The sequence below is a fragment of the Urinicoccus timonensis genome (assembly GCF_900232945.1).
Lineage (GTDB): Bacteria > Bacillota > Clostridia > Tissierellales > Peptoniphilaceae > Urinicoccus > Urinicoccus timonensis.
This window is the reverse complement of record NZ_OCTU01000004.1, coordinates 17792-42010: the sequence shown is the minus strand read 5'-3', so window position 1 is coordinate 42010 and position 24219 is coordinate 17792. Positions and strand designations below refer to the sequence as shown.

32 protein-coding genes are annotated in these 24219 nt (G+C 34.1%); 30 read left to right on the top strand and 2 right to left on the bottom strand.

Translation table 11 applies throughout. The annotated features are described in order from the left end of the window. Positions 1–192 precede the first annotated feature (192 nt). Genes CS898_RS06895 through CS898_RS06880 form a run of 4 tightly spaced genes read left to right on the top strand, consistent with a single transcriptional unit; the run spans position 193 to position 2483 of the window. Complete coding sequence (locus CS898_RS06895) at positions 193–450, top strand: sterile alpha motif-like domain-containing protein (RefSeq protein ID WP_099208614.1); 258 nt, start codon at positions 193–195, stop codon at positions 448–450. Further along, complete coding sequence (locus CS898_RS06890) at positions 408–689, top strand: VRR-NUC domain-containing protein (RefSeq protein WP_099208612.1); 282 nt, start codon at positions 408–410, stop codon at positions 687–689. The genes CS898_RS06895 and CS898_RS06890 overlap by 43 nt, the downstream gene beginning before the upstream one ends. Next, positions 690–2033 carry a DEAD/DEAH box helicase gene (locus CS898_RS06885; RefSeq protein ID WP_099208611.1) on the top strand — a complete coding sequence of 448 codons (1344 nt, stop codon included), beginning with the start codon at positions 690–692 and terminating at the stop codon, positions 2031–2033. Between the two features lie 48 nt (positions 2034–2081). Then, positions 2082–2483, top strand: a complete 402-nt coding sequence (locus tag CS898_RS06880; protein ID WP_099208609.1) for a DUF1492 domain-containing protein — start codon at positions 2082–2084, stop codon at positions 2481–2483. Positions 2484–2559: 76 nt separating this feature from the next. Here the strand turns inward: CS898_RS06880 and CS898_RS06875 are convergent, their stop codons facing one another. Then, positions 2560–2826, bottom strand: coding sequence for a type II toxin-antitoxin system RelE/ParE family toxin (locus CS898_RS06875; protein WP_002834890.1), 267 nt, complete (start codon positions 2824–2826; stop codon positions 2560–2562). After that, positions 2826–3083, bottom strand: coding sequence for an AbrB/MazE/SpoVT family DNA-binding domain-containing protein (locus CS898_RS06870; protein WP_002834889.1), 258 nt, complete (start codon positions 3081–3083; stop codon positions 2826–2828). The genes CS898_RS06875 and CS898_RS06870 overlap by 1 nt, the downstream gene beginning before the upstream one ends. A 188-nt stretch (positions 3084–3271) precedes the next feature. Here CS898_RS06870 and CS898_RS10255 point away from each other — a divergent pair, with 188 nt between their 5' ends. The 26 genes from CS898_RS10255 to CS898_RS06745 all read left to right on the top strand — a co-directional run bounded on the left by CS898_RS10255 (position 3272) and on the right by CS898_RS06745 (position 24218). Then, positions 3272–3628 (top strand): HNH endonuclease, encoded by a 357-nt coding sequence (locus CS898_RS10255; protein WP_035109043.1) that lies wholly within the window; start codon positions 3272–3274, stop codon positions 3626–3628. Positions 3629–3862: 234 nt separating this feature from the next. Continuing rightward, positions 3863–4330: a P27 family phage terminase small subunit gene (locus CS898_RS06860; RefSeq protein WP_442478227.1), complete on the top strand. Its 468-nt coding sequence runs from the start codon at positions 3863–3865 to the stop codon at positions 4328–4330. Between the two features lie 104 nt (positions 4331–4434). After that, positions 4435–5217 (top strand): S-adenosylmethionine synthetase N-terminal domain-containing protein, encoded by a 783-nt coding sequence (locus tag CS898_RS06855; RefSeq protein WP_099208605.1) that lies wholly within the window; start codon positions 4435–4437, stop codon positions 5215–5217. Continuing rightward, a complete protein-coding gene (locus tag CS898_RS06850) occupies positions 5214–6449 on the top strand; it encodes a site-specific DNA-methyltransferase (protein ID WP_099208604.1) in 1236 nt (411 codons plus the stop codon). Before CS898_RS06855 ends, CS898_RS06850 begins: the two co-directional genes overlap by 4 nt. Next, complete coding sequence (locus CS898_RS06845; protein WP_099208602.1) at positions 6442–7779, top strand: DNA cytosine methyltransferase; 1338 nt, start codon at positions 6442–6444, stop codon at positions 7777–7779. Before CS898_RS06850 ends, CS898_RS06845 begins: the two co-directional genes overlap by 8 nt. Positions 7780–7824: 45 nt before the next feature. Further along, positions 7825–8049, top strand: coding sequence for a DUF4314 domain-containing protein (locus CS898_RS06840; protein ID WP_099208600.1), 225 nt, complete (start codon positions 7825–7827; stop codon positions 8047–8049). Between the two features lie 92 nt (positions 8050–8141). Further along, positions 8142–8516 carry a DUF7698 family protein gene (locus CS898_RS06835; protein WP_099208599.1) on the top strand — a complete coding sequence of 125 codons (375 nt, stop codon included), beginning with the start codon at positions 8142–8144 and terminating at the stop codon, positions 8514–8516. A gap of 12 nt (positions 8517–8528) precedes the next feature. Continuing rightward, entirely contained in the window at positions 8529–8816 is a 288-nt protein-coding gene (locus CS898_RS06830; protein ID WP_099208598.1) for a transcriptional regulator, read from the top strand. Between the two features lie 91 nt (positions 8817–8907). Beyond that, positions 8908–10497 (top strand): terminase large subunit, encoded by a 1590-nt coding sequence (locus tag CS898_RS06825; RefSeq protein ID WP_099208596.1) that lies wholly within the window; start codon positions 8908–8910, stop codon positions 10495–10497. Between the two features lie 29 nt (positions 10498–10526). Next, positions 10527–11039: a hypothetical protein gene (locus CS898_RS06820; RefSeq protein ID WP_099208594.1), complete on the top strand. Its 513-nt coding sequence runs from the start codon at positions 10527–10529 to the stop codon at positions 11037–11039. A gap of 182 nt (positions 11040–11221) precedes the next feature. Next, positions 11222–12340 (top strand): phage portal protein, encoded by a 1119-nt coding sequence (locus CS898_RS06815; RefSeq protein WP_200807620.1) that lies wholly within the window; start codon positions 11222–11224, stop codon positions 12338–12340. Beyond that, positions 12327–13013: a head maturation protease, ClpP-related gene (locus CS898_RS06810; RefSeq protein ID WP_099208591.1), complete on the top strand. Its 687-nt coding sequence runs from the start codon at positions 12327–12329 to the stop codon at positions 13011–13013. Before CS898_RS06815 ends, CS898_RS06810 begins: the two co-directional genes overlap by 14 nt. A gap of 4 nt (positions 13014–13017) precedes the next feature. Next, positions 13018–14208, top strand: a complete 1191-nt coding sequence (locus tag CS898_RS06805; RefSeq protein WP_099208590.1) for a phage major capsid protein — start codon at positions 13018–13020, stop codon at positions 14206–14208. A 10-nt stretch (positions 14209–14218) separates the two neighbouring features. Then, a complete protein-coding gene (locus tag CS898_RS06800) occupies positions 14219–14491 on the top strand; it encodes a head-tail connector protein (protein ID WP_099208588.1) in 273 nt (90 codons plus the stop codon). Next, positions 14491–14823, top strand: coding sequence for a phage head closure protein (locus tag CS898_RS06795; RefSeq protein ID WP_099208587.1), 333 nt, complete (start codon positions 14491–14493; stop codon positions 14821–14823). The genes CS898_RS06800 and CS898_RS06795 overlap by 1 nt, the downstream gene beginning before the upstream one ends. Next, the gene (locus CS898_RS06790) at positions 14820–15197 is read left to right on the top strand and encodes an HK97 gp10 family phage protein (protein ID WP_099208585.1); all 378 of its coding nucleotides are present in this window, start codon (positions 14820–14822) and stop codon (positions 15195–15197) included. The genes CS898_RS06795 and CS898_RS06790 overlap by 4 nt, the downstream gene beginning before the upstream one ends. Further along, a complete protein-coding gene (locus tag CS898_RS06785; protein WP_099208584.1) occupies positions 15194–15535 on the top strand; it encodes a hypothetical protein in 342 nt (113 codons plus the stop codon). The genes CS898_RS06790 and CS898_RS06785 overlap by 4 nt, the downstream gene beginning before the upstream one ends. After that, positions 15528–16124 (top strand): major tail protein, encoded by a 597-nt coding sequence (locus CS898_RS06780; protein WP_099208582.1) that lies wholly within the window; start codon positions 15528–15530, stop codon positions 16122–16124. Before CS898_RS06785 ends, CS898_RS06780 begins: the two co-directional genes overlap by 8 nt. Further along, the gene (locus CS898_RS06775) at positions 16124–16480 is read left to right on the top strand and encodes a hypothetical protein (RefSeq protein WP_099208581.1); all 357 of its coding nucleotides are present in this window, start codon (positions 16124–16126) and stop codon (positions 16478–16480) included. Before CS898_RS06780 ends, CS898_RS06775 begins: the two co-directional genes overlap by 1 nt. Positions 16481–16497: 17 nt before the next feature. Then, the gene (locus tag CS898_RS09900; protein WP_002834868.1) at positions 16498–16662 is read left to right on the top strand and encodes a hypothetical protein; all 165 of its coding nucleotides are present in this window, start codon (positions 16498–16500) and stop codon (positions 16660–16662) included. 78 nt (positions 16663–16740) lie between these two features. Further along, positions 16741–17118 (top strand): hypothetical protein, encoded by a 378-nt coding sequence (locus CS898_RS06770; RefSeq protein ID WP_060802124.1) that lies wholly within the window; start codon positions 16741–16743, stop codon positions 17116–17118. Beyond that, the gene (locus CS898_RS06765) at positions 17118–17471 is read left to right on the top strand and encodes a hypothetical protein (RefSeq protein ID WP_060802125.1); all 354 of its coding nucleotides are present in this window, start codon (positions 17118–17120) and stop codon (positions 17469–17471) included. Before CS898_RS06770 ends, CS898_RS06765 begins: the two co-directional genes overlap by 1 nt. 82 nt (positions 17472–17553) lie before the next feature. Next, positions 17554–20619 (top strand): phage tail tape measure protein, encoded by a 3066-nt coding sequence (locus tag CS898_RS06760; RefSeq protein WP_099208579.1) that lies wholly within the window; start codon positions 17554–17556, stop codon positions 20617–20619. Continuing rightward, on the top strand, positions 20619–20981 hold the full coding sequence (locus tag CS898_RS06755; protein WP_099208578.1) for a hypothetical protein: 363 nt from the start codon (positions 20619–20621) through the stop codon (positions 20979–20981). The genes CS898_RS06760 and CS898_RS06755 overlap by 1 nt, the downstream gene beginning before the upstream one ends. Beyond that, positions 20981–22852 carry a hypothetical protein gene (locus CS898_RS06750; RefSeq protein WP_099208576.1) on the top strand — a complete coding sequence of 624 codons (1872 nt, stop codon included), beginning with the start codon at positions 20981–20983 and terminating at the stop codon, positions 22850–22852. The genes CS898_RS06755 and CS898_RS06750 overlap by 1 nt, the downstream gene beginning before the upstream one ends. Continuing rightward, positions 22839–24218, top strand: coding sequence for a hypothetical protein (locus CS898_RS06745; RefSeq protein ID WP_099208574.1), 1380 nt, complete (start codon positions 22839–22841; stop codon positions 24216–24218). Before CS898_RS06750 ends, CS898_RS06745 begins: the two co-directional genes overlap by 14 nt. Position 24219: the final 1 nt, after the last annotated feature.

The following is a 24219-nucleotide window of genomic DNA, read 5'->3' as shown; positions in this document are numbered from 1 at the left end:
AAAAATATATACACTAAACTACAAAAAGACATGACTATTTACACTTGATTTAACAGTAAAATGGCTTAATATAGGCGTTTTGTATGGTGTGAATGGTTATAGCCTACTTTCTTTTATATATTATTTTTATTCTCTCGTGTAAAAGGTTTATATAAAGCTACACTATACAACACTTAAAAAAATGGAGGATTTATGAATTTCTATAACTACATGATGAAAAATCACTTAAATGAAAAGTCTCCAAGAGGAGATTTAGTAAGAAATATGAAGGAAGATAGAGACTTTCCTAAAAATAAAACGGGGAAATTTAAGGGCTGGAAAAGACTGATTAAAAATTATTTAGAAAGCCAGGGTGCTTGTTATGATTGTATGATGACTTTTGAGAACGCATGGAGGGAGTATGAAAATTGCGAGAGAAAGAGATTGAATCTGCCCTTGTTAAAAGAGTAAAAGAGAATAAGGGTCTTTGTCTTAAGTTTACATCTCCTTCAATGACGGGAATACCAGACAGGATAATACTCCTACCTAAAGGTAAGATAGGATTTGTAGAAACAAAAAGACCTGGAGGAGAACCAAGACCAATCCAGAAAAAGAGAATAAGGCAATTTAAAGATTTAGGTTTTAAGGTTTATGTTCTTGATTTAAAAGAAAACATTGATGAAATAATAAAGAGGATTGGAGGTGACTAATTGGAGTACACTCCACATAAATATCAAAAATATGCTACTGAGTTTATAAAAGAAAATAAGGAATCAGCACTACTGCTGGATATGGGTCTCGGCAAGACGGTCATAAGCCTAACAGCTATAAAAGATTTACTCTTTGATTCTTTTGAAATTTCTAAAGTTCTAATAATAGCACCATTAAGAGTTGCCAGGGACACTTGGAAGGAAGAGATAGAAAAGTGGTCCCACCTTGATATCTTAAAATATTCAGTAGTCATAGGAAGTGAAAAAGAAAGAATAAAAGCATTAGAAGAACAAGCGGACATTTATCTGATAAATAGGGAAAATGTAGACTGGCTAATAAATAAAAGCGAATTACCATTTAACTACGACATGATCGTAATTGATGAACTATCATCTTTTAAATCTCATAGATCAAAGAGGTTTAAAGCCTTGATGAAAGTAAGGCCAAAGGTAAAAAGAATAGTTGGTCTTACTGGAACTCCATCATCTAACGGTCTAATGGATTTGTGGGCTGAGTTTAGACTGCTTGATATGGGAGAGAGACTTGGAAGGTTTATTGGTCAGTATAGGGAAATCTACTTCAAACCAGATAAGAGAAATGGACCAATCATATATTCCTATAAACCACTACCTTTTGCTGAAGATGCAATCTATGAAAAGATATCTGATATCACAGTTTCTATGAAAGCTGAAGATTACCTAAAAATGCCAGAGAAGATAAACAATGAAGTCTTTGTAAATCTATCATATAAAGAAAGAGATATCTACGAGACCTTAAAAAAAGACTTGGTCGTTAGTATTAAGGATAAAGATATAGATGCAGTCAATGCTGCAGCCCTTTCTAATAAGCTACTGCAAATGGCATCAGGCTCTGTTTATGATGAAGATAAAAATATGATTCATATCCACGATAGAAAGCTTGATGCTTTAGAAGATTTAATAGAGGGTGCAAATGGTAAACCTGTTCTAATAGCTTATTGGTATAAGTCAGATTTAAAAAGAATCAAAGAAAGATTTGATGTAAGAGAACTTAAAACAAGTAAGGACTTTAAAGAATGGAATCAAGGTAAGATTCCAGTTGCCATTATCCATCCAGCATCTGCTGGCCATGGACTTAACCTACAAGCTGGAGGTTCAACACTTATTTGGTTTTCTCTTACTTGGTCCTTAGAACTTTATGAGCAAACCAATGCCAGACTTTATAGGCAGGGTCAGAAAGAAACAGTTGTTATTCATCATATCTTAGCAAAAGGAACTATTGATGAAGATGTGATGAAGGCATTAGAAAATAAGAATAAAACACAAGCTGCACTTATAGATGCAGTAAAAGCAAATCTAAAATGAGTAGAAGTTATATGGATAACTTACCTCAAAAACCTATGGAGGTAAGAAATGAATGCAAAAGAATATTTAAAACAAGCTTTTTATTTAGACAAGAGAATAAACTCAAAGCTGGAGCAAGTTGAATCACTCAATGCTCTAGCAACAAAAGCTACATCGACCCTATCAGATATGCCGAGGAGTCCTAATCGAGGCTCATCTAAACTTGAAGATACCATCGTAAAGATTATAGACTTACAAGAAGAAATTAATAGGGATATAGATAAGTTGGTAGACTTGAAAAAAGAAATCGTAAGAACAATAAAAAAGATTGAAGATAAAGAACTTCAAGTGGTTTTAGAAAAAAGATATCTTTGTTTTGAATCTTGGGAGAAGATAGCAGTTGAAATGAATTACTCAATTCAACATATCTTTAGACTTCATAGTAAGGCTTTGAAAAATATAGAGATATAAAAAAATCGGGTGACGCATCAATGCATCACCCGCAAAACTTTCGTTTTCAATTCGTGTTTTTATTATAGTACTAATTTTAAAACTTATCCAGGATATCATGGTGTCCAATATCTAAAAGGAATATCAGCTCATTGTTTTCATAGAACCAAATAATGCGAATATCCATGTTAACAGAGGACTCCCATATTCCATCTGTACCTTGTATTTTCTTAGTTCTTAAAGATGGATGGGTAGGATTTTCTACGAAAAATTTAAGTTTCTTTTTCGTTTGTTTCTTTTCAGTATCAGATAGTTTTTTGTAATGTTTTTTAAAGGCTTTCGAATAAGTAATTTTATAGGACATTACTTGTCTAACTCCTCGAATAGAGAGTCGATAGAATCAAAAACAGGTTGAGTCCCATTTTTTATAGATTCTTTAATTTCTTTTACTTCAGCTTTTAAATTTTTTATGACGTGTTCTGGATAGATTGCAACTGGAACAAGTACAATTTTTCCGTTATCTTCTATGACTTCAAATTGGTCGCCTTGATTTAATTCCATAGAGTTTACTATGTCTTTTGGGATAGTAACTTGTGATTTAGCTTTTAGTTCAACTAACATAAAAAACCTCCTTAGTTAGAAATTCATACTTTCTAACTAAATTATATTTTCTTCTGAGAAAAAAGTCAAGTGGAGAGTAAAGTTGATAGAATGAGAGTAAGTAGTTGTAGTATAGTTAGAATAGCAAAAGAATAATAAAACGAGCCTTGGAGATAAAATCTTCAGGGCTTTCTTTATGGAGTGATAAAGTGCCAAGAAAACCTAAGAGACCATGTTCACATCCAGGTTGTCCTGAATTAGTTGATGGACGATTCTGTAAGAAACATGAGAAAGAATACAACAGAAACTATGAAAAATATAAACGAGATCCTAAAACTCATAAGCGTTATGGAAAAACGTGGAGAATTATTAGAAAAAGATATGTAGCAGAGCATCCACTTTGTGAGATGTGTTTAAAAGAGAATAGAATGACAAAGGTAGAGGAAGTACATCACATACTTCCTCTTTCTCGTGGTGGAACTAATAACGAAGACAATCTTATGAGTCTTTGTAAATCTTGTCACTCAAAGATTCATGCAAAGAGTGGAGATAGGTTTGGAGGATAGTTTTACGTGGGGAGGGGGAGTCGTTACCTTAAAAGCTGATTTCCATACCAACGGTGCCGCCCTCTCACGCACAAAAAAACGGGTTCAAAGGCCCTATTAAAGAAAATAATAAACATAGGAGGTGATACTATCGCTAAAGACGGAACATACAGAGGTGGAAGAAGAGTAAAAGCAGGGGGTAAACCACAGTCTGCTGCTGAAAAAATAGAAAAAGGTAAAAAAGTAGAAATACTAATGAATGATATTCCAACATTTACTCCAGAAGAAATAGATGCAGTTGATTTACCAGATGGTGCAGTTCTTGATGGAACAGATATGCCAGCACCTAGTGAATATCTATCTGCAAAGCAAAAGAATGGAATACCACTTGGTGCTGATGAAATATATAAAGAGACATGGTCTTGGTTAAAACAGAGAAACTGTGAGAACTTAGTTAATCCAAGATTATTAGAATCCTATTCTCAGGCTTTTGCAAGATACATTCAATGTGAAGAAGCAATAAGTCAATTTGGACTATTAGGCAAGCATCCTACTACTGGAGGAGTTATTGCATCTCCGTTTGTACAGATGTCTAGTCAGTTTCAAAAGACAGCAAATCTTTTATGGTATGAGATTTATGACATTGTAAAAGAAAACTGCACGGAAGTTTATGAGGACTATGGAGAGGATATGATGGAAAAATTACTAAGGCAAAGGAGGTAATAAATTTGTACCCTTCCGATGAAACAAGACGAAATCATAGATTTCTTTGTTTCTATCGTTGGGCACGAGTACATTTTCATTATTTAAAGAAAGAGAGGAAGAAAATGTTTGAAAAAGTAAATCCAAAGCATCCAGATAAAATAGCTGATTGTATAGCTGGTGCAATTGTAGATTTAGCATATAAAGAAAATGAAAATCCTAAAATAGCAGTCGAAGTTTTGCTGGGGCATGGAAATTGTCATGTAATTATTGAAACGGACTGTAACTTAAATAAAAAAGAAATTGAAACAGCAATTAATAGGATAGCTGGAGATGTAATAGCAGATATTAAATTAGTAGAACAGGATATCCACTTATCAAAGAATCAAAAAGAAAAAATAAGATGCGGAGACAATGGAATTTTTAAGGGAGTACCTACTTCAGATGAAGAAAAGGAACTATCTTTAATTGCTCGTGAAATTTATTCTAATTATTCTTATGATGGGAAATATATTCTTGATGGAGATAAACTCATCATCTGCCAGTCAAATGTATCTACAGAAATTTTAAAATCAATTTATCCCAATGCTTTCATAAATCCTCTTGGAGATTGGACTGGAGGGCTTAATGTCGATACTGGAGCTACAAATAGAAAACTCGGTTCTGACATGGGAAGAGCAGTAACGGGTGGAGGTCTTCATGGCAAAGACCTATCTAAGGCTGATGTATCAGTCAATATTTATGCTCACCTAAAGGCACAAGAGGGAAATAGAGAGATTGAATTATCCTGTGCAATCGGAGATGAAACTGTTGATGGTAGGCCATATTCTGAAATTGTAGAAATTGCTAGAAACTACATTAATTCTATTGGTGGTTTTGAGGAATTTGCAAAGTGGGGGTTAATATGATAACAACAAAGGAAATGAAATTAGTCGATATTGAAAAACTTGTGCCCTATGTAAACAATGCAAGAACTCATTCAGCAGACCAGATTAATAAACTACGATCATCAATTAGAGAGTTTGGTTTCATTAATCCTGTAATTATTGATAAAGACTATGGAGTTATTGCAGGTCACGGAAGAATTATGGCAGCGAAGGAAGAAGGTATAAAAGAAGTTCCATGTGTCTTTGCAGACCATCTAAATGAGGCACAGAAGAAAGCATATATTTTAGCTGATAATAGAATGGCTCTTGATGCTGGATGGGATGAAGAACTACTAAGAGTAGAAATTGAATCTCTGGAAGATTATGGTTTTAATGTAGAACTTACTGGTTTTTCACCAGATGAACTATCTAATATTTTTGACTTAGGAAATGATACAGAAGATGACGGTTTTGATGTAGATAAAGAATTGGAAAAACCTACTTTTTCAAAAGCTGGAGATATATGGACATTAGGTAAGCACAAACTTGTTTGTGGAGATTCTACAGATGAGACAACCTACGAGAAATTAATGGGAGAATCAAAAGCAAATCTTATCATCACAGATCCTCCATACAATGTAAACTATGAAGGAACAGCTGGAAAAATTAAAAATGACAATATGGAGCAAGGTAAATTCTATGAATTTTTACTAAGCTCCTTTTTAAATATGGAAAAGTTCCTTGTAGGTGATGGTTCGATATATGTTTTCCATGCTGATACAGAAGGACTTAACTTCAGAAAGGCATTTCAAGATGCTGGATTTTATTTATCTGGTACTTGTATTTGGAAAAAACAGTCCCTTGTACTTGGAAGAAGTCCATATCAATGGCAACATGAGCCAATTCTTTATGGTTGGAAGAAAAAGGGAAAACACAACTGGTACACAGGAAGAAAAGAGTCTACCATTTGGGAATTTGATAAACCAAGAAAAAATGGCGACCACCCTACTATGAAACCTATTCCACTTTTATCTTATCCAATTAAAAATTCATCAATGACAAACTCCATTGTACTCGATCCATTTGGTGGAAGTGGAAGCACACTAATAGCTTGTGAACAAACGGATAGGATTTGTAGGATGATAGAACTTGATGAAAAATTTGTAGATGTCATTGTAAATAGATTTATTGAATTAGTTGGCAGTGATAAAGATGTAAGACTTTTAAGAAATGGAAAAGAATACAAATACTCCGAGGTAGTAAAAGATGAATAAAGAACTAAGATTAGGTTCACTATTTGACGGCAGTGGAGGATTCCCCTTGGCTGCTATTTTTTGTGGAATAGAACCTATATGGTCATCTGAAGTTGAGCCTTTTCCAATAAGAGTTACCCAGAAAAACCTACCTCAAGTTAAACATTTAGGAGATATCAAAGATATTGACGGGACTGAAATCGAACCTGTCGATATCATTTCATTCGGTAGTCCTTGCCAAGATTTATCTATTGCTGGTAAAAGGGCAGGACTTGAAGGAGAAAAATCTAACCTTTTTTATGAGGCAATAAGAGTTATAAAAGAAATGAGGTGTAAAAGTAATGGTAAGTATCCTAGATACCTACTATGGGAAAATGTGCCAGGAGCCTTCTCATCAAACAAAGGAGAAGACTTTAGATGCGTCCTTGAAGAAATTACAAGAATTAAAAATTCCGCAGTTAAACTTTCTCGACCATCGAAATGGCAAAGTGCAGGAGAAATCCTGGGAGACGATTTTTCCCTTGCATGGAGAGTCCTTGATGCTAAATATTTCGGAGTGCCCCAACGAAGAAGACGAATCTTCCTTGTCGCAGATCTTGATGGAGGAAGTTCCAGAGAAATATTATTTGAGCAAAAAAGCTTGTCAGGGGATACTTCAGAGGGCTGCGAGAAAGGAAAAAGAAATACCAGAGCCATTAAAGAAAGCTTTAATAAAACAATCTGTTTAAATGACCAAGGTGGAGAAAGAATGGATATATCTGAGGATTTATCTGGAACACTAAGAGCAAAGGCAGGTAATCCTCCTCTTTTATATGATATAAGACAAACTTCTGAAAATACAAAAAATGAAAGACATAATATTTATGAGTGTGACGTTTCAAGAACTATAGATACATCTGGAAATACTCCTACTAGAAATCAAGGTGGAGTTGCAATAGTAGAAGACATCTACACCATGAGCAAGAATTCTCATTTTACAAAAGCAGACAAGAATATATCGCCTTCTTTAGTTGCTACTGATTATAAAGATCCACCTCTTGTTAATCAGAAACTTGTAAGAAGATTAACACCAAAAGAATGTGGAAGATTACAAGGATTTCCAGATTACTGGTGTGATGACTTAGGAATAGAAAATTCAACGGATGAAGATGTATCCTTTTGGAGAGAGGTTTTTGATAAGGATGCTGAAATAAAAGGTCTTAAAAAGAAGAAAACAGATAAGCAAATATTAAAATGGCTTAAAAATCCTCATACAGATTCAGCAGAATATAAAATGTGGGGCAATGGGATTGCTCTTCCATGCGCAATATATATCTTTAAAAGCCTTGTAAATACAGCAAATAAGACTTGATATAAATCAGCATTTGAGCAATATATGTATGTAAGAGGTGATTAGATGATTTCAAAGGAAATGATTAAAACTTTAAAAGAAGTATATCCAGATGGAACAAGAATTAAATTAATTAAGATGGATGATATACAAGCACCACCAAAAGGAACTCTAGGTACAGTTTATGGAGTGGATTCTATTGGATCAATCCTAGTAAAATGGGATAATGGTTCAACATTAAATGTGATTTTCAAGGAAGATATTATAGAAAAAATATCGGATAAAGATTGAAAAATAGCTGTTATTTAAGCGAAAATTACTTGACTTATCTTCGATAGTACGGGAATATGTACATAACAAAAAGAGATAAGGAGATAAAGAAAATGAAAAAAATAGACATTTTAGAAAACCTTGAAACAAACGAAGATTTCCAAGAAAACAAAATCAACTACAGCTTTTATTGGGCCTACGAAAAAGCTAAAAGAGCAGGACTTGAAAGACTAGACTTTGAAGAATTAGGATTTGAAAAAGACTACCTAGAAATTATAGAAAACCTTGAGAGATTTGAAATTAAAGAATTTACAATTTCAGACCAATCCACAGCACTTATGAATGAATTACAAGCACTCAAAAATAAAGGATATTTCATAGTCGACTTAATCGAACAAGAAACAGGAAGAACAAACTGGAATTTTGAAACAAAAGAAGACGAAAAAGAAATAAAGCCAGCTTTACTTCTAAGAAAGATTCAAAAATAAAAGAGAGTTACCATGAAAAAAGATATCCTAGAAAGATTAGAAACAGAAGTCAAAGCCTGCAAAAGATACGCTGAAAATTCAATAAAAAAATCAAGAGAAGGAAATATTGGATCAGCAATTAACCTTTTAGACATAGCAGGAGCAGCAAAGAAATGTGCAGACCAACTTCATGAAGAACTTTGGAAAGAGTCACAAGGAAACCTAAACGAAGAAGAATTTGAACTTTTTGCAGAATCAGAAACATTAGATAGAGAACTTAAGAAAGCTTACAAAGAATTAAACATAGCAAGACAAAGATAAAAATAAAGGAAATGAGCCAAGGCTCTTTTTCTCGTAGTGAACTAGCTAAGACTAGTATTTTTTATGCTCATTTTTAGAGGAAGGAGGTCAAATGAAATATAAACCAAGTAAATTTATGATAGAAACTTCTCATTATGATAAAAACAAGGCAGATTATGCTGTTACATTTATAGAATGTCTTAAACACACAAAAGGTAGATGGGCAGGAAAAGACTTCAAGCTTATTGAATGGCAAGAAGAAATCATCAGAGACTTATTTGGTATTGTAAAAGATACGGGGTATAGACAATTCAATACAGCCTATATTGAAATTCCAAAGAAGATGGGTAAATCTGAACTTGCAGCTGCTGTAGCACTCCTCCTTACTTGTGGTGATGGGGAAGAAAGAGCAGAAGTTTATGGATGTGCTGCTGATAGACAGCAAGCAACTATAGTTTTTGATGTTGCAGCTGATATGGTAAGAATGTCTCCAGCCCTTTCTAAAAGAGTAAAGATTCTAGCATCTCAAAAGAGAATGATATATAAGCCTACGAATTCTTTTTACCAAGTCCTATCTGCAGAGGCTTATTCTAAACACGGATTTAATATTCATGGTGTGGTCTTTGACGAACTTCATACCCAACCTAATAGAAAGTTATTTGATGTCATGACCAAAGGGTCTGGCGATGCGAGAACTCAGCCTTTATATTTTCTTATAACAACTGCAGGAACAGATACGAAATCAATCTGCTACGAAACACATCAAAAGGCAGTGGACATACTTGAAGGCAGAAAAACTGATCCAACTTTTTATCCTGTAATTTATGGAGCAGGTAGAGAAGATGATTGGACAGATGAAAAAGTATGGCATAAGGCAAATCCGTCTCTTGGAATTACAGTTCCAATAGAAAAAGTAAGACAAGCCTGTGAATCAGCTAAGCAAAATCCAACTGAAGAGAACGCCTTTAGACAGTTAAGATTAAATCAGTGGGTCAAACAAGCAATTAGGTGGATGCCTATGGAAAAATGGGACTTATGTAATTTTGCTGTTAATGAAGATGAACTAAAGGGCAGAGTTTGTTATGGAGGTCTTGACCTATCATCGACAACAGATATTACAGCCTTTGTTTTAGTCTTTCCTCCATTAGATGAAGAAGATAAATATCAGATATTACCCTACTTTTGGTTGCCAGAAGATAATCTTGACCTTAGAGTAAAAAGAGACCATGTAAACTATGACCTATGGAAAAAACAAGGCTACATTCAGACAACAGAAGGAAATGTAGTACACTATGGTTTCATAGAAAAATTTATCGAAAACTTAGGTGAGATATATAACATTAGAGAAATTGCCTTTGATAGATGGGGAGCAGTTCAGATGGTTCAAAACTTAGAATGGATGGGTTTTACAGTAGTTCCCTTTGGTCAAGGATTTAAAGATATGTCTCCACCAACAAAAGAATTAATGAAACTAACACTCGAAAGAAAAATAGCCCATGGAGGTAATCAAGTTCTAAGATGGATGATGGATAATATCTTTATACGAACAGACCCTGCTGGAAACATTAAGGCAGATAAGGAAAAATCTACAGAAAAGATAGATGGAGTAATTGCTACAATCATGGCACTTGATAGGGCTATAAGATGTGGCAATGATACAAGTGAATCTGTTTATGATGATAGGGGGTTAATAGTATTCTGAATTTGGTATAATAACAATAGGAGGATTTTATGAAAAGGCTAAATACTCCTTTTGGAGAAGTATCTATAAAAATCAACAACAAAGAAATAAGCTACGAATATAAAAAGTGTGCTAATGATAGGACTTGTCCTAATTTATTAGGTAGGTACTTAATAGAAATAATATCTAAACCAACATGTGAAGAATATAGCATTTCCTGTGAAATTACAAAAAATCAATCCTTAAAATCTGAAATAGAAACTGGGGAGATGCTAGAATGTATAAGTTTTTATGGGGAAGAAAGGATAAAGCTATCCATTGGAGCCTATGGGGAAAGTTGGGGATATATAGGAAGTAGGCTAATGGAAACAAGTAATGATTACGATATAGAGTATAAACTTAATGGTCTATCTTATTTGGTATTAAAAGAAACTAAAACAGATAAATATTACTTTGCAATCTCATGGATTGATGATGTAGGGTACGAGGATCCTACAAATAATGATGACCATGATAGGGATGTAGAGACTTGGTATGGCTCAGATCCTATTTTGTTAATATGAATTACCAGCATCTACAAAAGTAGGTGCTTTTTTAATGACTAAATTAAGGAGGTGGTAATATAAACATTTTAAATTTAATATTCAAGTCGAGAGACAAGCCTAAAGACGGGGAGAGGATATCTTCATCGTCTTTTTTAATTGGGAGAACAACAGCAGGTAGGAATGTCAACGAATTTACTGCTATGCAGATGACGGCAGTTTATTCATGTGTGAGAGTTCTTGCTGAAACCTTAGCTGGACTTCCTCTTCATTTATATAAAAGGGGAGATTCAAACTCAAAAGAAAAAGCTAAAGACCACGTCATATATTTTCTTTTACACGATGAGCCAAATACTGAAATGACTTCATTTGTATTTAGAGAAACACTAATGACACATCTTTTATTGTGGGGTAATGCCTATGCTCAGATAATTCGTAATGGAAGAAATGAGGTTATTGGACTTTATCCCTTAATGCCAAACAAGATGACTGTAATGAGAAGTGAAGATGGAGAAATCTTTTATAAATACAATCATAAATCAGAAGAAGTTTATCTTTTAAAAGAAGATGTCCTTCATATTCCAGGACTTGGTTTTGATGGACTTATTGGCTACTCACCAATTACCATGGCTAAAAATGCTATAGGCATGGCTTTGGCTTGTGAAGATTATGGTGCATCTTTCTTCCAAAATGGAGCACAACCAGGTGGAGTTTTAGAACATCCAGGAATTATTAAAGACCCAGAAAGAGTTAGAGCGTCATGGAATGCTGCCTTTCAAGGCCCTAAAAACGCCAACAAAGTGGCTGTACTTGAAGAAGGAATGAAATATCAACCCATAGCTATAGCACCAAGTGAGGCCCAGTTTTTGGAAACAAGAAAGTTTCAGTTAAATGAGATAGCAAGAATTTTTAGAATACCACCTCATATGATTGGAGACTTGGAGAGGTCGTCATTTTCAAATATAGAACAGCAGTCACTTGAATTTGTTAAATACACTCTTGATCCTTGGATTGTTCGTTGGGAGCAATCACTAGAAAGAGCGCTACTAACTAAGAAAGAAAAAGAGTCCTACTTTATTAAATTCAACCTTGATGGACTTCTAAGAGGAGACTATGAATCAAGGATGAATGGATATGCTGTAGGAAGACAGAATGGGTGGATGAGTGCAAATGACATAAGAGAGTTAGAAAACCTAGATAGGATATCAGCTGAAGAAGGTGGAGACCTATATCTTGTAAATGGAAATATGCTACCACTTGATAAGGCAGGTAGTTTTTATCAGCAGAAAGGAGAAGAGATAAGTCCTAATGAAGAACAATAAAATATTTTGGAACTGGAAAAAGGATTCAAATGAACTTTATATAGATGGAGTTATTGCAGAAGAGTCTTGGTTTGATGATGAAATCACACCAAGGCTCTTTTTTGAGGAATTAAAAAACAAAAGTGGAGATATAACTGTGTGGATTAACTCCCCTGGTGGTGATTGCATAGCTGCATCAAGAATTTACACCATGCTTTTAGAGCACAAGGGAAATGTGACCATTAAGATTGATGGACTTGCAGCATCAGCAGCATCGGTTATTGCCATGGCAGGAACTGAAGTTTTGATGAGTCCTACTTCATTAATGATGATTCATAACCCCTTAACTGTAGCCATTGGTGACTCAAAAGAAATGCAAAAAGCCATAGATATGTTAAAGGAAGTCAAGGAATCAATCATCAATGCCTATGAGATTAAGACAGGTTTATCCAGAGAAGAAATTTCTAATCTAATGGATGGAGAGACTTGGTTTGATGAGAATAAGGCCATCGAGATGGGTTTTTGTGATGGAACTCTCACTGACAAAAGAAAAGATGAAAAAGCTATAAACATGGTCTTTTCAAGGCGAGCAGTTACAAATTCGCTCTTAACAAAGATAAATAAAGAAGTGAAAACTCACTCAATGAGTGAGGTCGAAGGCAGATTAAACAAAATTAAAAATACTTGGAGGTAAAGATATGAACTTAAAAGAACTAATGGAAAAGAGAACTAGAGCTTGGGATGAGGCAAAAGCATTTGCTGAATCTAAGAAAGATGAAAATGGTCTAATGTCTGATGAAGACTTTAAAACATATGAAAAGATGGAAAAAACTATCGAGAATTACACTCGTGAAATTGAAAGAAAGAAGAGGGAAGAAGAAATGGATAAATCCTTAGAAAAACCTACTACTCAAGCACTAACAAATGAACCTGCTACATTTAATGAAGAAGAAAAGCCAATGAGAGCAAGAAATGTCTATAAGAAATCTATGATGAAGGCATTAAGAACTAACTTTAGAGATATTTCCAATGAATTAAAAGTAGGCACAGATGAAAGTGGTGGATATTTAGTTCCAGAAGAAATGGAAACAGATATCGTAAATGGTCTTGAAGATGAAAATATTGTAAGAAAATTAGCTACAAAAGTTCAAACTTCCGGACTTCATAAAATCAATATTGCAGCTACAAAGCCAGCAGCCCTATGGGTTGAAGAGGGTGGCCAACTTACCTTTGGCGATGGCAAATTCGATCAAGTATCTCTTGATGCGCATAAACTCCATGTTGGTATTAAGGTTACTGAAGAACTACTCTATGATGCAGCCTTTAATTTAGGAAAATACATCACTGAAGAATTTACTAGAGCACTAGCAAATGCTGAAGAGGATGCTTTCTTAAATGGTGATGGAGTAAATAAGCCTACAGGAATTTTTGACTCTAAAAAGGGTGGAGAACTTGGTGTGACAACAAAGGCCCAAACAATTACTGCAGATGAACTAATTGATTTAGTTTACTCTCTAGATAGACCATATAGAAAGAAAGCAGCGTTCATTTTAAATGATGCAACAGTTGCTCAGATTAGAAAACTTAAAGATGTTAATGGTGCATATATTTGGCAACCTTCAATTAAAGATGGAGAACCAGATAGACTTTTAGGATATCCTGCCTACACATCAGCTTTTGCTCCAAAAGCTGAGAAAGGAAAACTCGCAGTTGCCTTTGGTGATTTTTCTTATTACAAGATTGGAGATAGAGGAAATAGGTCTTTCCAAGACTTAAAGGAACTGTTTGCAGGCAATGGCATGGTTGGTTTCTTAGGTAAAGAGAGAGTAGATGGAATCTTAGTTTTAAGAGATGCAGTTAAACTTTTAAAAATCGGTGCTACTGCCTAAGGAGTAAATTATGATTACTCTTGAGGAGGCAAAGTCCTATTTAAGGGTGGATTTTGATGATGAGGATGAGATGATTGAATCTCTCATCCAATCATCAATCAAGCACTCCATGGATGTGGCTAGAGTTGACAGTGAAGAGGAACTTTCTAAAAATTCAAATGGAAAGATAGCAGTGCTATATATGACTGCTTATCTTTATGAACATCGAGAAGAGGCAGATTATTCTGAATTAAACTTAACCCTAAGGGCTTTATTATTTGGAATGAGAAAGGCTGAATTCTAATGAGGGTATCTGATTTAAATAGAAAAATAATCTTTCAAAATAAAAATGTTGAGGTAGATGAAATTGGTAACCATAAATCAGTATGGACATACTATCTAGAAACTTCAGCCTATATATCTTTTCAAGGAAAAGGAGAAGAAGTTTTTCTTGGAATGGAAGTAGATAGGTCAGATATTTCTTTTACTGTAAGATTTCAAAATAGGTTGAAGAATATTAATACTTCAGAGTACAGAATTCTATTTGATGATGAAAAATACAATATCATCTCAATTGACTTTATGAACTACAAAAATAGACTTATAAAGTTTAGGTGTAGGAAGGTGAGTAGGTGAATGTAAAAATTGAAAACTTAGCCAGTGAAATTATGAAAGGCTTAGAAGAATATTCTGATATGGCAACAGATGAAGTCAAAAAGGAAGTTAAAAAAACTGGTAGTAATATTAGAAAAGACATACAAGAAAATGCACCTGTAGGAGAAACAAAGAAATATTCTAAATCTTGGTCAGTAAAAACTATGAAAGAAACTTCAAACTCAATAGAGCTCGTAGTTCACTCAAGGAATAGATATCAACTGGCTCATTTACTAGAGAAAGGTCACGTCCTTAGACAGGGTGGAAGAGTGTCTGCTAAGCCACACATTGGACCAGCTGAAGAGAAAGGGGCCAGAGAATTGGAAGAAAATATAATGAGGAAGTTAATAGAATGAATAAGTTAATGGAAATAATTAATGAGATAGGACTTCCATTTGCCTATTCACACTTTGCTGAGGGAGAAAGTCCAAATCCACCATTTATGGTTTATCTATTTTCCAAGAATAAACACTTTGGTGCAGATGGAGTAGTTTTCTATAAAAATACTCAGATAGACTTAGAACTTTATACTGATAAGAAAGATTTAAAACTAGAAGAAAAGATAGAAGAGATACTTGATAGAGAAAAAATCTATTATGAAAAATCTGAAGTTTGGATTGAATCAGAAAGACTCTATGAAGTTTTATATGAATTCACACTTAATTTAAAAATTACGGAGGTAAATAATGGCTAATAAAGTTAAATTTAATATTTGTAACGTACACTACGCTCTCTTTGATAAAGCCGAAGAGGGCGTGATTAAATATAAGACACCAGTACCAATGCCTGGTGCTGTTTCAATTTCACTAGATCCAAATGGAGAGCCAGAAAGCTTTTATGCTGATGGAATTGAATACTACACTATTTCAAACAACATGGGATATGACGGAGATTTAGAAATCGCTCTTATTCCAGAATCTTTTAGGACTGATGTTTTGATGGAAAAATCAGATTCAAATAAAGTTTTAATTGAGTCCTCAAATTCTGAAACTGCAAATTTTGCACTTCTATTTGAGTTTGATGGTGACCAAAAGAAAATCCGTCACGTAATGTATAACTGCTCGGCAGCAAGACCTACTCTCGAAGGAGAAACTAATGAGGAATCAAGAGAAGTTCAACCAGAAACCTTATCTATCCAAGCAAGACCACTTCCAAATGGAAATGTAAAGGCTAGGACAAGTGATGAGACAACTAAGGAAATTTATGATGGTTGGTATAAATCAGTTTATCTACCAATAGAAACATCATCTTCTACAACAAGGACAACAGGAGGTAATAGATAATGGCATTAACAAAAACTATAAAAATAGATGGAAAAGATGTTATATTTCGTGCATCGGCAGCTATTCCAAGAATATATAGATTAAAGTTTGGTCGAGATATCTTTAAAGACTTGGTGGAACTAGAAAAGTCCATGAAGAAAAATGATAAAGATAAATCCAATCTTGATATAGGCTCTCTTGAGTTATTTGAAAATATAGCCTATGTAATGGCTAAGCATGGAGATAAAACTGTGCCAGATAGCCCAGAAGAATGGTTGGATAATTTCTCAACCTTTTCAATTTATCAAATTCTACCTCAGCTAATTGAGTTGTGGGGACTTAATATAAAATCGGAAGAAGTTCCTAAAAAAAAGTAAGACAAACAGAACGACCAATGACTACACCCTTGTTTCTATTAAGGGCTGTTGAATTAGGTCTTTCTGTTTCTGATTTATCCCTATTAACAATTGGACTTGTAAATGATATGTTCACAGAAAAGAATAACGATGAATATAAGTACAAAGAAGTAGCCACACAAGAAGACTTTGATAAGTTCTAATTTAAAACCTTGAGTAGACATGGTATAATAAGGGTAATATATAAAATATAAATTTGAATTTCTATAGGAGCAAGGTTCATGGATAAAATTGTTTCAAAAATTGTTGCTTTGGGAGTTCCTGGATTAGTGCTATTGTTAGCTATAGGAGCAACTGGATATGTGGGAGCGGCATCAATCACAACAGCCCTGTGCGCAATTGGCCCTTTTGGTATGATAGGAGGAATAGCAACATTAGGATTAATTGGACTAATATCTCAAGCTATTTCTGAATATGGATTTGAAAAGATATTTGTTCAAGTAGTTAAAGAATTAGTAAAAAAAGGTGAAACTAAGGAATCTATATTGTTAAAAATAAATTCGTATAAGATTTCTAAATCTTTAAAACTGAAATTAAAAGATATACTTGAGGAAAATTGGAACGATGAATTAAATTTTCGTGAGGGAGGTACTTTGTAATGGATAAGAAAGAAAAAAAGTCAAGAAAAGAGAAGTTAAGCGAATATGTTAATTTAGGTAATGGTAGATTTAAGGACCATGAAATTGAAAATTTAGAGTATCTGGTTAAAAATAGAGAAAAGCTTGATGGAACGACTAAGACATATAGATCATCTTATAAATCCTTTGATTCGGAAGACACATATCGTGTGAATGAAGAAGATACATATACTTTTCATTCTGATGAGAATGGTATTCGTATTGATAGAGACTTCCAAAGACATTGGGATGACGGTCAAAATGATACTGAGAAAAATAGTTTTGAAACAGCAAGAGACATACTAACTTTTGCATCAAAATTATTCAGAAAATAAAATAGTTTAAAGAAAATTCAAAAAGCACTTACAAAATAGTAGGTGCTTTTTTCATGTCCATTTTTAGGAAGGAGGCGGTCAAGTGGCAAATAGAATAAAAGGAATAACTGTTGAGATTGGTGGAGATACTACCAAACTTCAAACTGCATTAAAACAAGTTAATACGGAGATTAAACATACTCAGTCTGAACTTCGTGATGTCAATAAACTTCTAAAACTTGACCCCGGAAATACTGAACTTATCTCACAAAAGCATAAGCTATTAGGACAGACCTTAGAAGAAACAAAGAACAAATTAACCTCTTTAAAAGATGCACAGAAACAAGTTGAACAGGCTCTTGCAGAAGGTAAGATCTCCCAAGAACAATATGATGCCCTTAAACGTGAGATTATTGAAACAGAACAAGCCCTTAAATCTCTAGAAAGGCAAGGGGCAACAACTAATCAGACCCTACAAAATATTGCAGCTACTGGAGAAAAGTGGCAAAATACTGGCCAGAACATTGAAAATGTCGGTAAAAATATTATGCCAGTATCTCTTGCAGTAGCAGGCCTTGGGGTAGCGGCAGTAAAGACTGCATCGGATTTTGACTCTGGTATGGCAAAGGTAAAAGCAGTGTCTGGTGCAACAGGATCCGACTTTGATGCCCTAAGGGAAAAGGCTCGTGAAATGGGAGCCAAGACAAAGTTCTCAGCATCTGAAGCGGCAGAGGCTATGAATTACATGGCCATGGCTGGCTGGAAAAGTAAGGACATGATTGGTGGTATTGAAGGAATTATGAATCTTGCTGCGGCAAGTGGTGAGGATTTAGCAACCACTTCAGATATTGTTACAGATGCCCTTACGGCCTTTGGTTTAAAAGCTGAAGACTCTTCTCACTTTGCTGATGTTCTTGCAGCTGCATCATCCAACGCCAATACCAATGTTTCATTAATGGGTGAGACCTTTAAATATGCTGCACCTATTGCTGCCGCTCTTGGATATTCAGTTGAAGATACTGCAGTAGCTATAGGTTTAATGGCAAACTCAGGAATAAAGGGTTCACAAGCAGGTACAGCTTTAAGGGCTGGACTAACTAGACTCGCATCACCAACTAAAGAAGTTATGAATGGAATGTCCATGCTAGGCTTATCAATTGAGGATGTACAGGGTCTTTCTCTTGATGAAACTCTAAGAATATTTAGAGACTCTTTTGCTAATTTAGATGGAACTCAACAGGCACAGGCAGCATCGATGATATTTGGTAAAAATGCCATGTCTGGAATGTTGGCAATTATAAATGCCAGTGAGAAAGACTATAACAGTTTGAGTGATGCCATATATAAGGCAGATGGAACAGCAGAAAAAATGGCAACTACTATGCAGGATAACCTAGGAGGTCAATTAAAGATTCTACAATCTGCCTTAGAAGAATTAGCTATATCCTTTGGAGAACTATTGATGCCTACTGTAAGAAAAGTAGTAGATATATTAACAAAACTGGTAAATGGACTTAATACACTTCCTGGTCCAGTAAAAGGTATTATTGCAGGTATTGGTCTTTTTATAGCTGCTCTTGGTCCTGTACTTATGATTGTAGGAAAACTTATCTGGTCAATAGGAACTATTATGACTAAAGGACCTCTAATTGTTGGAGGAATAACTAAGATAGTTGGAATCTTTACAGGTACACTTATTCCAGCAATCACTGCAGTAGTATCAACCATAGGTATTGTTCCTATTGCTATTGGTGCAGTAATAGCTGGACTTGTTCTTTTATGGAAGAAGTGTGACTGGTTTAGAGAAGGTGTCATCTCCATATGGGAAACTATTAAGGAATCAACTGTTGCTATTTGGAATGGAATAAAAGAATTCTTCGTAAACCTTTGGCAAGGAATATCAGAATCTTGGACAAAATCGTGGACTGAGATTACTACTTTCTTATCAGAATTCTGGTCTGGATTTATTGAAGGAGTTAAGACAACTTGGAAAGGAATCATGGACTTCTTTGCCAATCTATGGAATGGACTTGTTGAAGGATGGAACAGTACATGGACAGCTATAACAACTTTTCTAACTGAATCTTGGAATACCTTTATTGAGGGAGCCAAGAGTCTATGGCAAAGTTTGGGAGAATTTTTTACAAGCCTATGGACAGGAATTCAAACTACATTTACCAATATATGGACAGCTATCTCAACTAAAACCACAGAAGTATTTACAGCAATTGGAGAATTTATAAAAACTACTTGGGAAGGTATAAAGACTTTAATTTCAACTGTTCTTGATGCTATTAAGGTAAAAGCAGAGACCATTTGGAATGGGATAAAAGGTTTCTTAACCACTGTAATTACAGCTATTGGAACATTTATGTCCACATCCTGGAACAATATAAAAGTAGTAATTCAAACCGTTTTAAATGCTATTAAATCTATAGTGATGAATGTTTGGAATGCTATCAAGTCCTTCATATCTGGAGTTTTAAATGGAATTAGGTCATTAGTATCTAATATTTGGAATGGCATCAAATCTACTATTTCATCAACAGTGAATTCTGCAAAATCAGCAGTCACATCTGCCTTTAATTCGATGAAGTCAGCTATTTCTTCTAGTATGTCGAATATTTTATCTAGCATTAGAAATGGATTTAATAATGCAGTTAACTTTATTAGAAATCTAGCATCACAAGCCTACACATGGGGAGCCGATATGATTAATGGAATTGCTAGAGGGATTTCAAATGCAATAGGTAATGTAATATCTGCTGTATCTAATGTTGCATCAACCATTAGGTCTTACTTGCATTTCTCTGTACCAGATGTTGGTCCACTTACTGACTACGAATCATGGATGCCAGACTTTATGGAAGGATTATCTAATGGAATTGAAAAGAGTAGGAGATTAGTTCAATCTTCTATGAAGAATGTAGCAAGCGATATGGTTTTAAATCCAAATATATCAACTGTTAGTATGGGTGGATATGATAAAGAATCTGCTGTAAATGGAGTTGATATAGGAAGACAAATATCTGATGCACTTGCAAACATCAATTTAAAATCAGAAAATACTGGAGATATAGTTATACCAGTCTATCTTGGAGGCACACTCCTTGATGAAGTTATTGTTAATGCATCTATGCGCAAGAATTTAAGAAGTGGAGGTAGGTAATGAAATATCAATCATATTTAATTATTGAAGGAGTAGACCTGCCACTACCAAATACTTATGATTTGGAGTTTAGAGATATAGAGGCAGATACTGGAGGAGAGACAGAGGCAGGGACTATTCAGAGAGATATAGTTAGAAATAAAGTAGCGAGTATATCTGTAAGTTTTTCATGTAGTCCTAAGCTTGTAAAGACATTGAGTGGTCTTGCTAATAAGTCTAATCTTAAAGTTAAATACTTAGATACAGAAACACTAGAACTAAAAGAGTCACAAATGTATATAGACAAGTTTCAAGTCAAACTAATAAAAGATACTTCTTATAAGGGATTGTGGGAAGTATCTTTTTCATTGGAGGAATACTAATGTATCCAACAAGTAATGAATATAAGATAGTCATAAAAAAGAACTCTCGTAAATTTTACTGGACGGGAAATATCATCTTAAAAGATGAAACAATCATTCCATTTACCAATAAAGATATTCTTAAAGGGTCTGGATACATTCATCGTTCATGCTCTGGATCTTCTGAACTTGAAATAGGTACAGTTTATGCTGGAGAGTTTGGAATTAGCCTTTTTTCAAATATAGATAGGTATTCTTTAGAGGATTCAAAGCTAGAACTTTTTTACCATCAAGAATTAGAAAGCAAAAAGATAGAAACCATACCAATGGGAATCTTTGATGTCACTGAGGCAAATAGGTCTAAGAAAATTTTAGAACTAAAAGGCTATGATTATATGCTTAGATTTGATAAGAATTTCCCAGTAACAGATACCTTTGGTACAGCTTTTGAATTACTTACATTATCTTGTGAGAAGTGCAAGGTAGAACTAGGTATGACAGAAGATGAGGTAAAAGCTTTTGTAAATGGAGAGGAAGTTCTGGCAATTTATCAAGACCATGATATAGAAACTTATAGGGATTTTATTCACTATATAGCATCGACTCTTGGTGCTTTTGCTGGTGTGTCTCGTGATGGTAAGTTGGTTTTAAAGAAGTATGCAGAAAGCATATCAACTGAAATTAAAACAAGAGAAAGATTTTCTTCATCAATATCAGATTTTAAGACAAGATATACAGCCATCAACTCAACAAATGCAAAGTCTAAAATTGCTGAATACTACTCTTTAGAAAATGATGATGGATTAACTATGAACCTTGGAATAAATCCTTTAATGCAATTAGGACTTCCAGAAAAAAGAAAAAGAATGTGTGAGGCTCTTCTTACTGAAATTTGCAAAATTCATCACACACCTTTTGATATGGTAACAATAGGGGACCCAAGTCTTGATGTAGGAGACAGAATAGCTATTTCTTACGAAGAAGAAAAGATTGAAGGACTTATTACTGACATTGAATACAAGATAAATGGTAAGCACAGAATTCTAGGAGTTGGAAAGAATCCATACTTATCTAAGGCTAAAAGTAAGAATGATAAGAATATAGTAGGACTGTTAAACCAGATTGAATCTGAAAAATTAGTAGTTCATGCCTATTCTAATTACTCTGCCTTTAGTCTTTCTACAACAGATACACCAATAATTCGTATAGAATTTGCCTCCAATAAAGAAACGGAGGCAATTTTTAATGCCTCCATCTTGTTAAATATAATTTGTGATACTGAAGAAAAAACGAGAAAGATATCCAGAAAGTTCAAGAAACAAGTAGAGGTTTTAAATAATGATGGAAAATCCTATGATCCTCCAAAGTATGAAGAAAAAGAAGAAGTAGAGGAACTAGACTTTCTTGAAAACATAGAAATACCAACAAGGCTAATTGTTACTTATGTTTTTAATGATACGAAAATAGAACACCACATTCCAAAAGAAACTTACCTAAGTGGTGACCACATTCTAAATCTTTTCTATCCACTAACTAAACTACAGGAAAAGACTATGAACAATTTCTCGGTATTAATTAGGCTTGAATCAGGTAAGGCTATGATTGGAAAAGATAACGCTTTAGCAGCCATCTCTGGTCAGTCGCTTGGTTCTACAGCATCATGGGATGGAAAGATAAAGATTGATGAATCTTGGAAGAGAATAGAACTTAGTCATTCATTCTTGCTTAGGAAACTTAAAGCAGACTACAAAGTAGAAAGACAAATACCAACACCGATTATATTTAATGAAAAGGTAGGAAGATTTAAATATCAAGGATTGATGCTTGGAAAATATAAAGAAGAAATTACTACAGAATTTAAAGATAAGGAGGAAGAAAATGCTCAAGGGTAAATCAGTCATTGAACTAACTGATGTGAGGACAAATAGGAAGGAGATATATGAAGATGAAAACTTAATAACGAATGCAGTTCCAGATTTATTAAGACTCAATCCTATGGGGTTAATGTACCCTATGGGTGATTCGAGAATTACTCAATATGAAAAAGAAATATTTCCTATAGCAACTAAATGTTATGGTGGAATCCTTTTATTTGAGGATAAACTAGAGGAAGATCCAAATAAAATATTTGCTCCTTCTGATAATCAAATCATAGGCTATGCATCCAATGATGTAAATTCAACAGATGCACCAAGAAGAGGTTCAGCTAATCTTAATGAATCAACCCCTCTTGAAAATGGATACAAGTTTGTCTGGGACTTTTCTACATCACAGGCAAACGGAAGAATCTCTTCATTGGCATTAACACATTATAGAGGAGGGAAACATTTTTATGGAGACACTCATGGTAAAGATCCCTTCTTATTATTAAATAAAATTAGCTTATGGAAAAACAGAGAAGTCTCGGACGCATATAACGGATGTGTTGAAATAGATGTTGAAAACAACACCTTGGTTTCAATATGGCCTTTAGACAACAAATCAATAGAATTAGTAAAACTTAAGGAACCATTTACGAGTATAGGTTTAAATGATCCAATTTACACTAAAGGATATAAAAATGAGGAAAGGATAACAATTGATGTATCAGAGTTTTTTAGTAAACTGAGTACTTGGAACGAATGTTGTTTTTATGACGGAGAAGATGGAAATTGGTATGGCTTTGGAACTTACAGAGATAAGCTAATAAGAATAAAAATAAATAAAAATGATTACTCAACGAAAATAGATGAGTGGGCATTAAATGAAATAAGATTAGGTAAATTAGGAAGTTACTATGAAAAAAATAGAAGTTACTGTCATAGATGTGTATATAGCTGTATTAAAGATGGTTACCTATATTCGATAAATTCATATAGTGCGGATAAAATCTATAAAATTAATATCAATAATCCTGTAGATATTTCTGTTATAGAATTAGGTAAAGAAGTTAGGACTTCGAAATATGGGGGAGAATACTGTTACCTATATAAGTGGGGAGACTATATATTAGGTTATGAATTTGCAATTGATAAAAAAGACCAAGTCATAGTAAACAGTGTTTCTGATTATAACGGTGAGGGAATACCAAACTTAATGATGGATCCAAAGACAATCGGACCATTGGTCATTGGTTTTGGAGGTTATGAGGAGAGGTTTTATAAACTTTTATTTCTTCATACCCCATACCTTGGAACAATTAATAACCTATCAAGTCCAATATTAAAAACGGCAGATAAGACAATGAAAATAACATATACCTTAACAGAGGAGGAATAAA

Coding starts and splice junctions, on each gene's coding strand:
- CS898_RS06795 (WP_099208587.1), top strand. CDS start 14,491: ATGAGGGTATCTGATTTAAATAGAAAAATAATCTTTCAAAATAAAAAT.
- CS898_RS06785 (WP_099208584.1), top strand. CDS start 15,194: ATGAATAAGTTAATGGAAATAATTAATGAGATAGGACTTCCATTTGCC.
- CS898_RS06855 (WP_099208605.1), top strand. CDS start 4,435: ATGTTTGAAAAAGTAAATCCAAAGCATCCAGATAAAATAGCTGATTGT.
- CS898_RS06770 (WP_060802124.1), top strand. CDS start 16,741: ATGGATAAAATTGTTTCAAAAATTGTTGCTTTGGGAGTTCCTGGATTA.
- CS898_RS06880 (WP_099208609.1), top strand. CDS start 2,082: ATGAATGCAAAAGAATATTTAAAACAAGCTTTTTATTTAGACAAGAGA.
- CS898_RS06755 (WP_099208578.1), top strand. CDS start 20,619: ATGAAATATCAATCATATTTAATTATTGAAGGAGTAGACCTGCCACTA.
- CS898_RS06810 (WP_099208591.1), top strand. CDS start 12,327: ATGAAGAACAATAAAATATTTTGGAACTGGAAAAAGGATTCAAATGAA.
- CS898_RS06750 (WP_099208576.1), top strand. CDS start 20,981: ATGTATCCAACAAGTAATGAATATAAGATAGTCATAAAAAAGAACTCT.
- CS898_RS06845 (WP_099208602.1), top strand. CDS start 6,442: ATGAATAAAGAACTAAGATTAGGTTCACTATTTGACGGCAGTGGAGGA.
- CS898_RS06820 (WP_099208594.1), top strand. CDS start 10,527: ATGAAAAGGCTAAATACTCCTTTTGGAGAAGTATCTATAAAAATCAAC.
- CS898_RS06860 (WP_442478227.1), top strand. CDS start 3,863: ATGAATGATATTCCAACATTTACTCCAGAAGAAATAGATGCAGTTGAT.
- CS898_RS06870 (WP_002834889.1), bottom strand. CDS start 3,083: ATGTTAGTTGAACTAAAAGCTAAATCACAAGTTACTATCCCAAAAGAC.
- CS898_RS06815 (WP_200807620.1), top strand. CDS start 11,222: ATGCAGATGACGGCAGTTTATTCATGTGTGAGAGTTCTTGCTGAAACC.
- CS898_RS06775 (WP_099208581.1), top strand. CDS start 16,124: ATGGCATTAACAAAAACTATAAAAATAGATGGAAAAGATGTTATATTT.
- CS898_RS06805 (WP_099208590.1), top strand. CDS start 13,018: ATGAACTTAAAAGAACTAATGGAAAAGAGAACTAGAGCTTGGGATGAG.
- CS898_RS06840 (WP_099208600.1), top strand. CDS start 7,825: ATGATTTCAAAGGAAATGATTAAAACTTTAAAAGAAGTATATCCAGAT.
- CS898_RS06765 (WP_060802125.1), top strand. CDS start 17,118: ATGGATAAGAAAGAAAAAAAGTCAAGAAAAGAGAAGTTAAGCGAATAT.
- CS898_RS06850 (WP_099208604.1), top strand. CDS start 5,214: ATGATAACAACAAAGGAAATGAAATTAGTCGATATTGAAAAACTTGTG.
- CS898_RS06800 (WP_099208588.1), top strand. CDS start 14,219: ATGATTACTCTTGAGGAGGCAAAGTCCTATTTAAGGGTGGATTTTGAT.
- CS898_RS09900 (WP_002834868.1), top strand. CDS start 16,498: ATGACTACACCCTTGTTTCTATTAAGGGCTGTTGAATTAGGTCTTTCT.
- CS898_RS06835 (WP_099208599.1), top strand. CDS start 8,142: ATGAAAAAAATAGACATTTTAGAAAACCTTGAAACAAACGAAGATTTC.
- CS898_RS06745 (WP_099208574.1), top strand. CDS start 22,839: ATGCTCAAGGGTAAATCAGTCATTGAACTAACTGATGTGAGGACAAAT.
- CS898_RS06875 (WP_002834890.1), bottom strand. CDS start 2,826: ATGTCCTATAAAATTACTTATTCGAAAGCCTTTAAAAAACATTACAAA.
- CS898_RS06780 (WP_099208582.1), top strand. CDS start 15,528: ATGGCTAATAAAGTTAAATTTAATATTTGTAACGTACACTACGCTCTC.
- CS898_RS06895 (WP_099208614.1), top strand. CDS start 193: ATGAATTTCTATAACTACATGATGAAAAATCACTTAAATGAAAAGTCT.
- CS898_RS06825 (WP_099208596.1), top strand. CDS start 8,908: ATGAAATATAAACCAAGTAAATTTATGATAGAAACTTCTCATTATGAT.
- CS898_RS06830 (WP_099208598.1), top strand. CDS start 8,529: ATGAAAAAAGATATCCTAGAAAGATTAGAAACAGAAGTCAAAGCCTGC.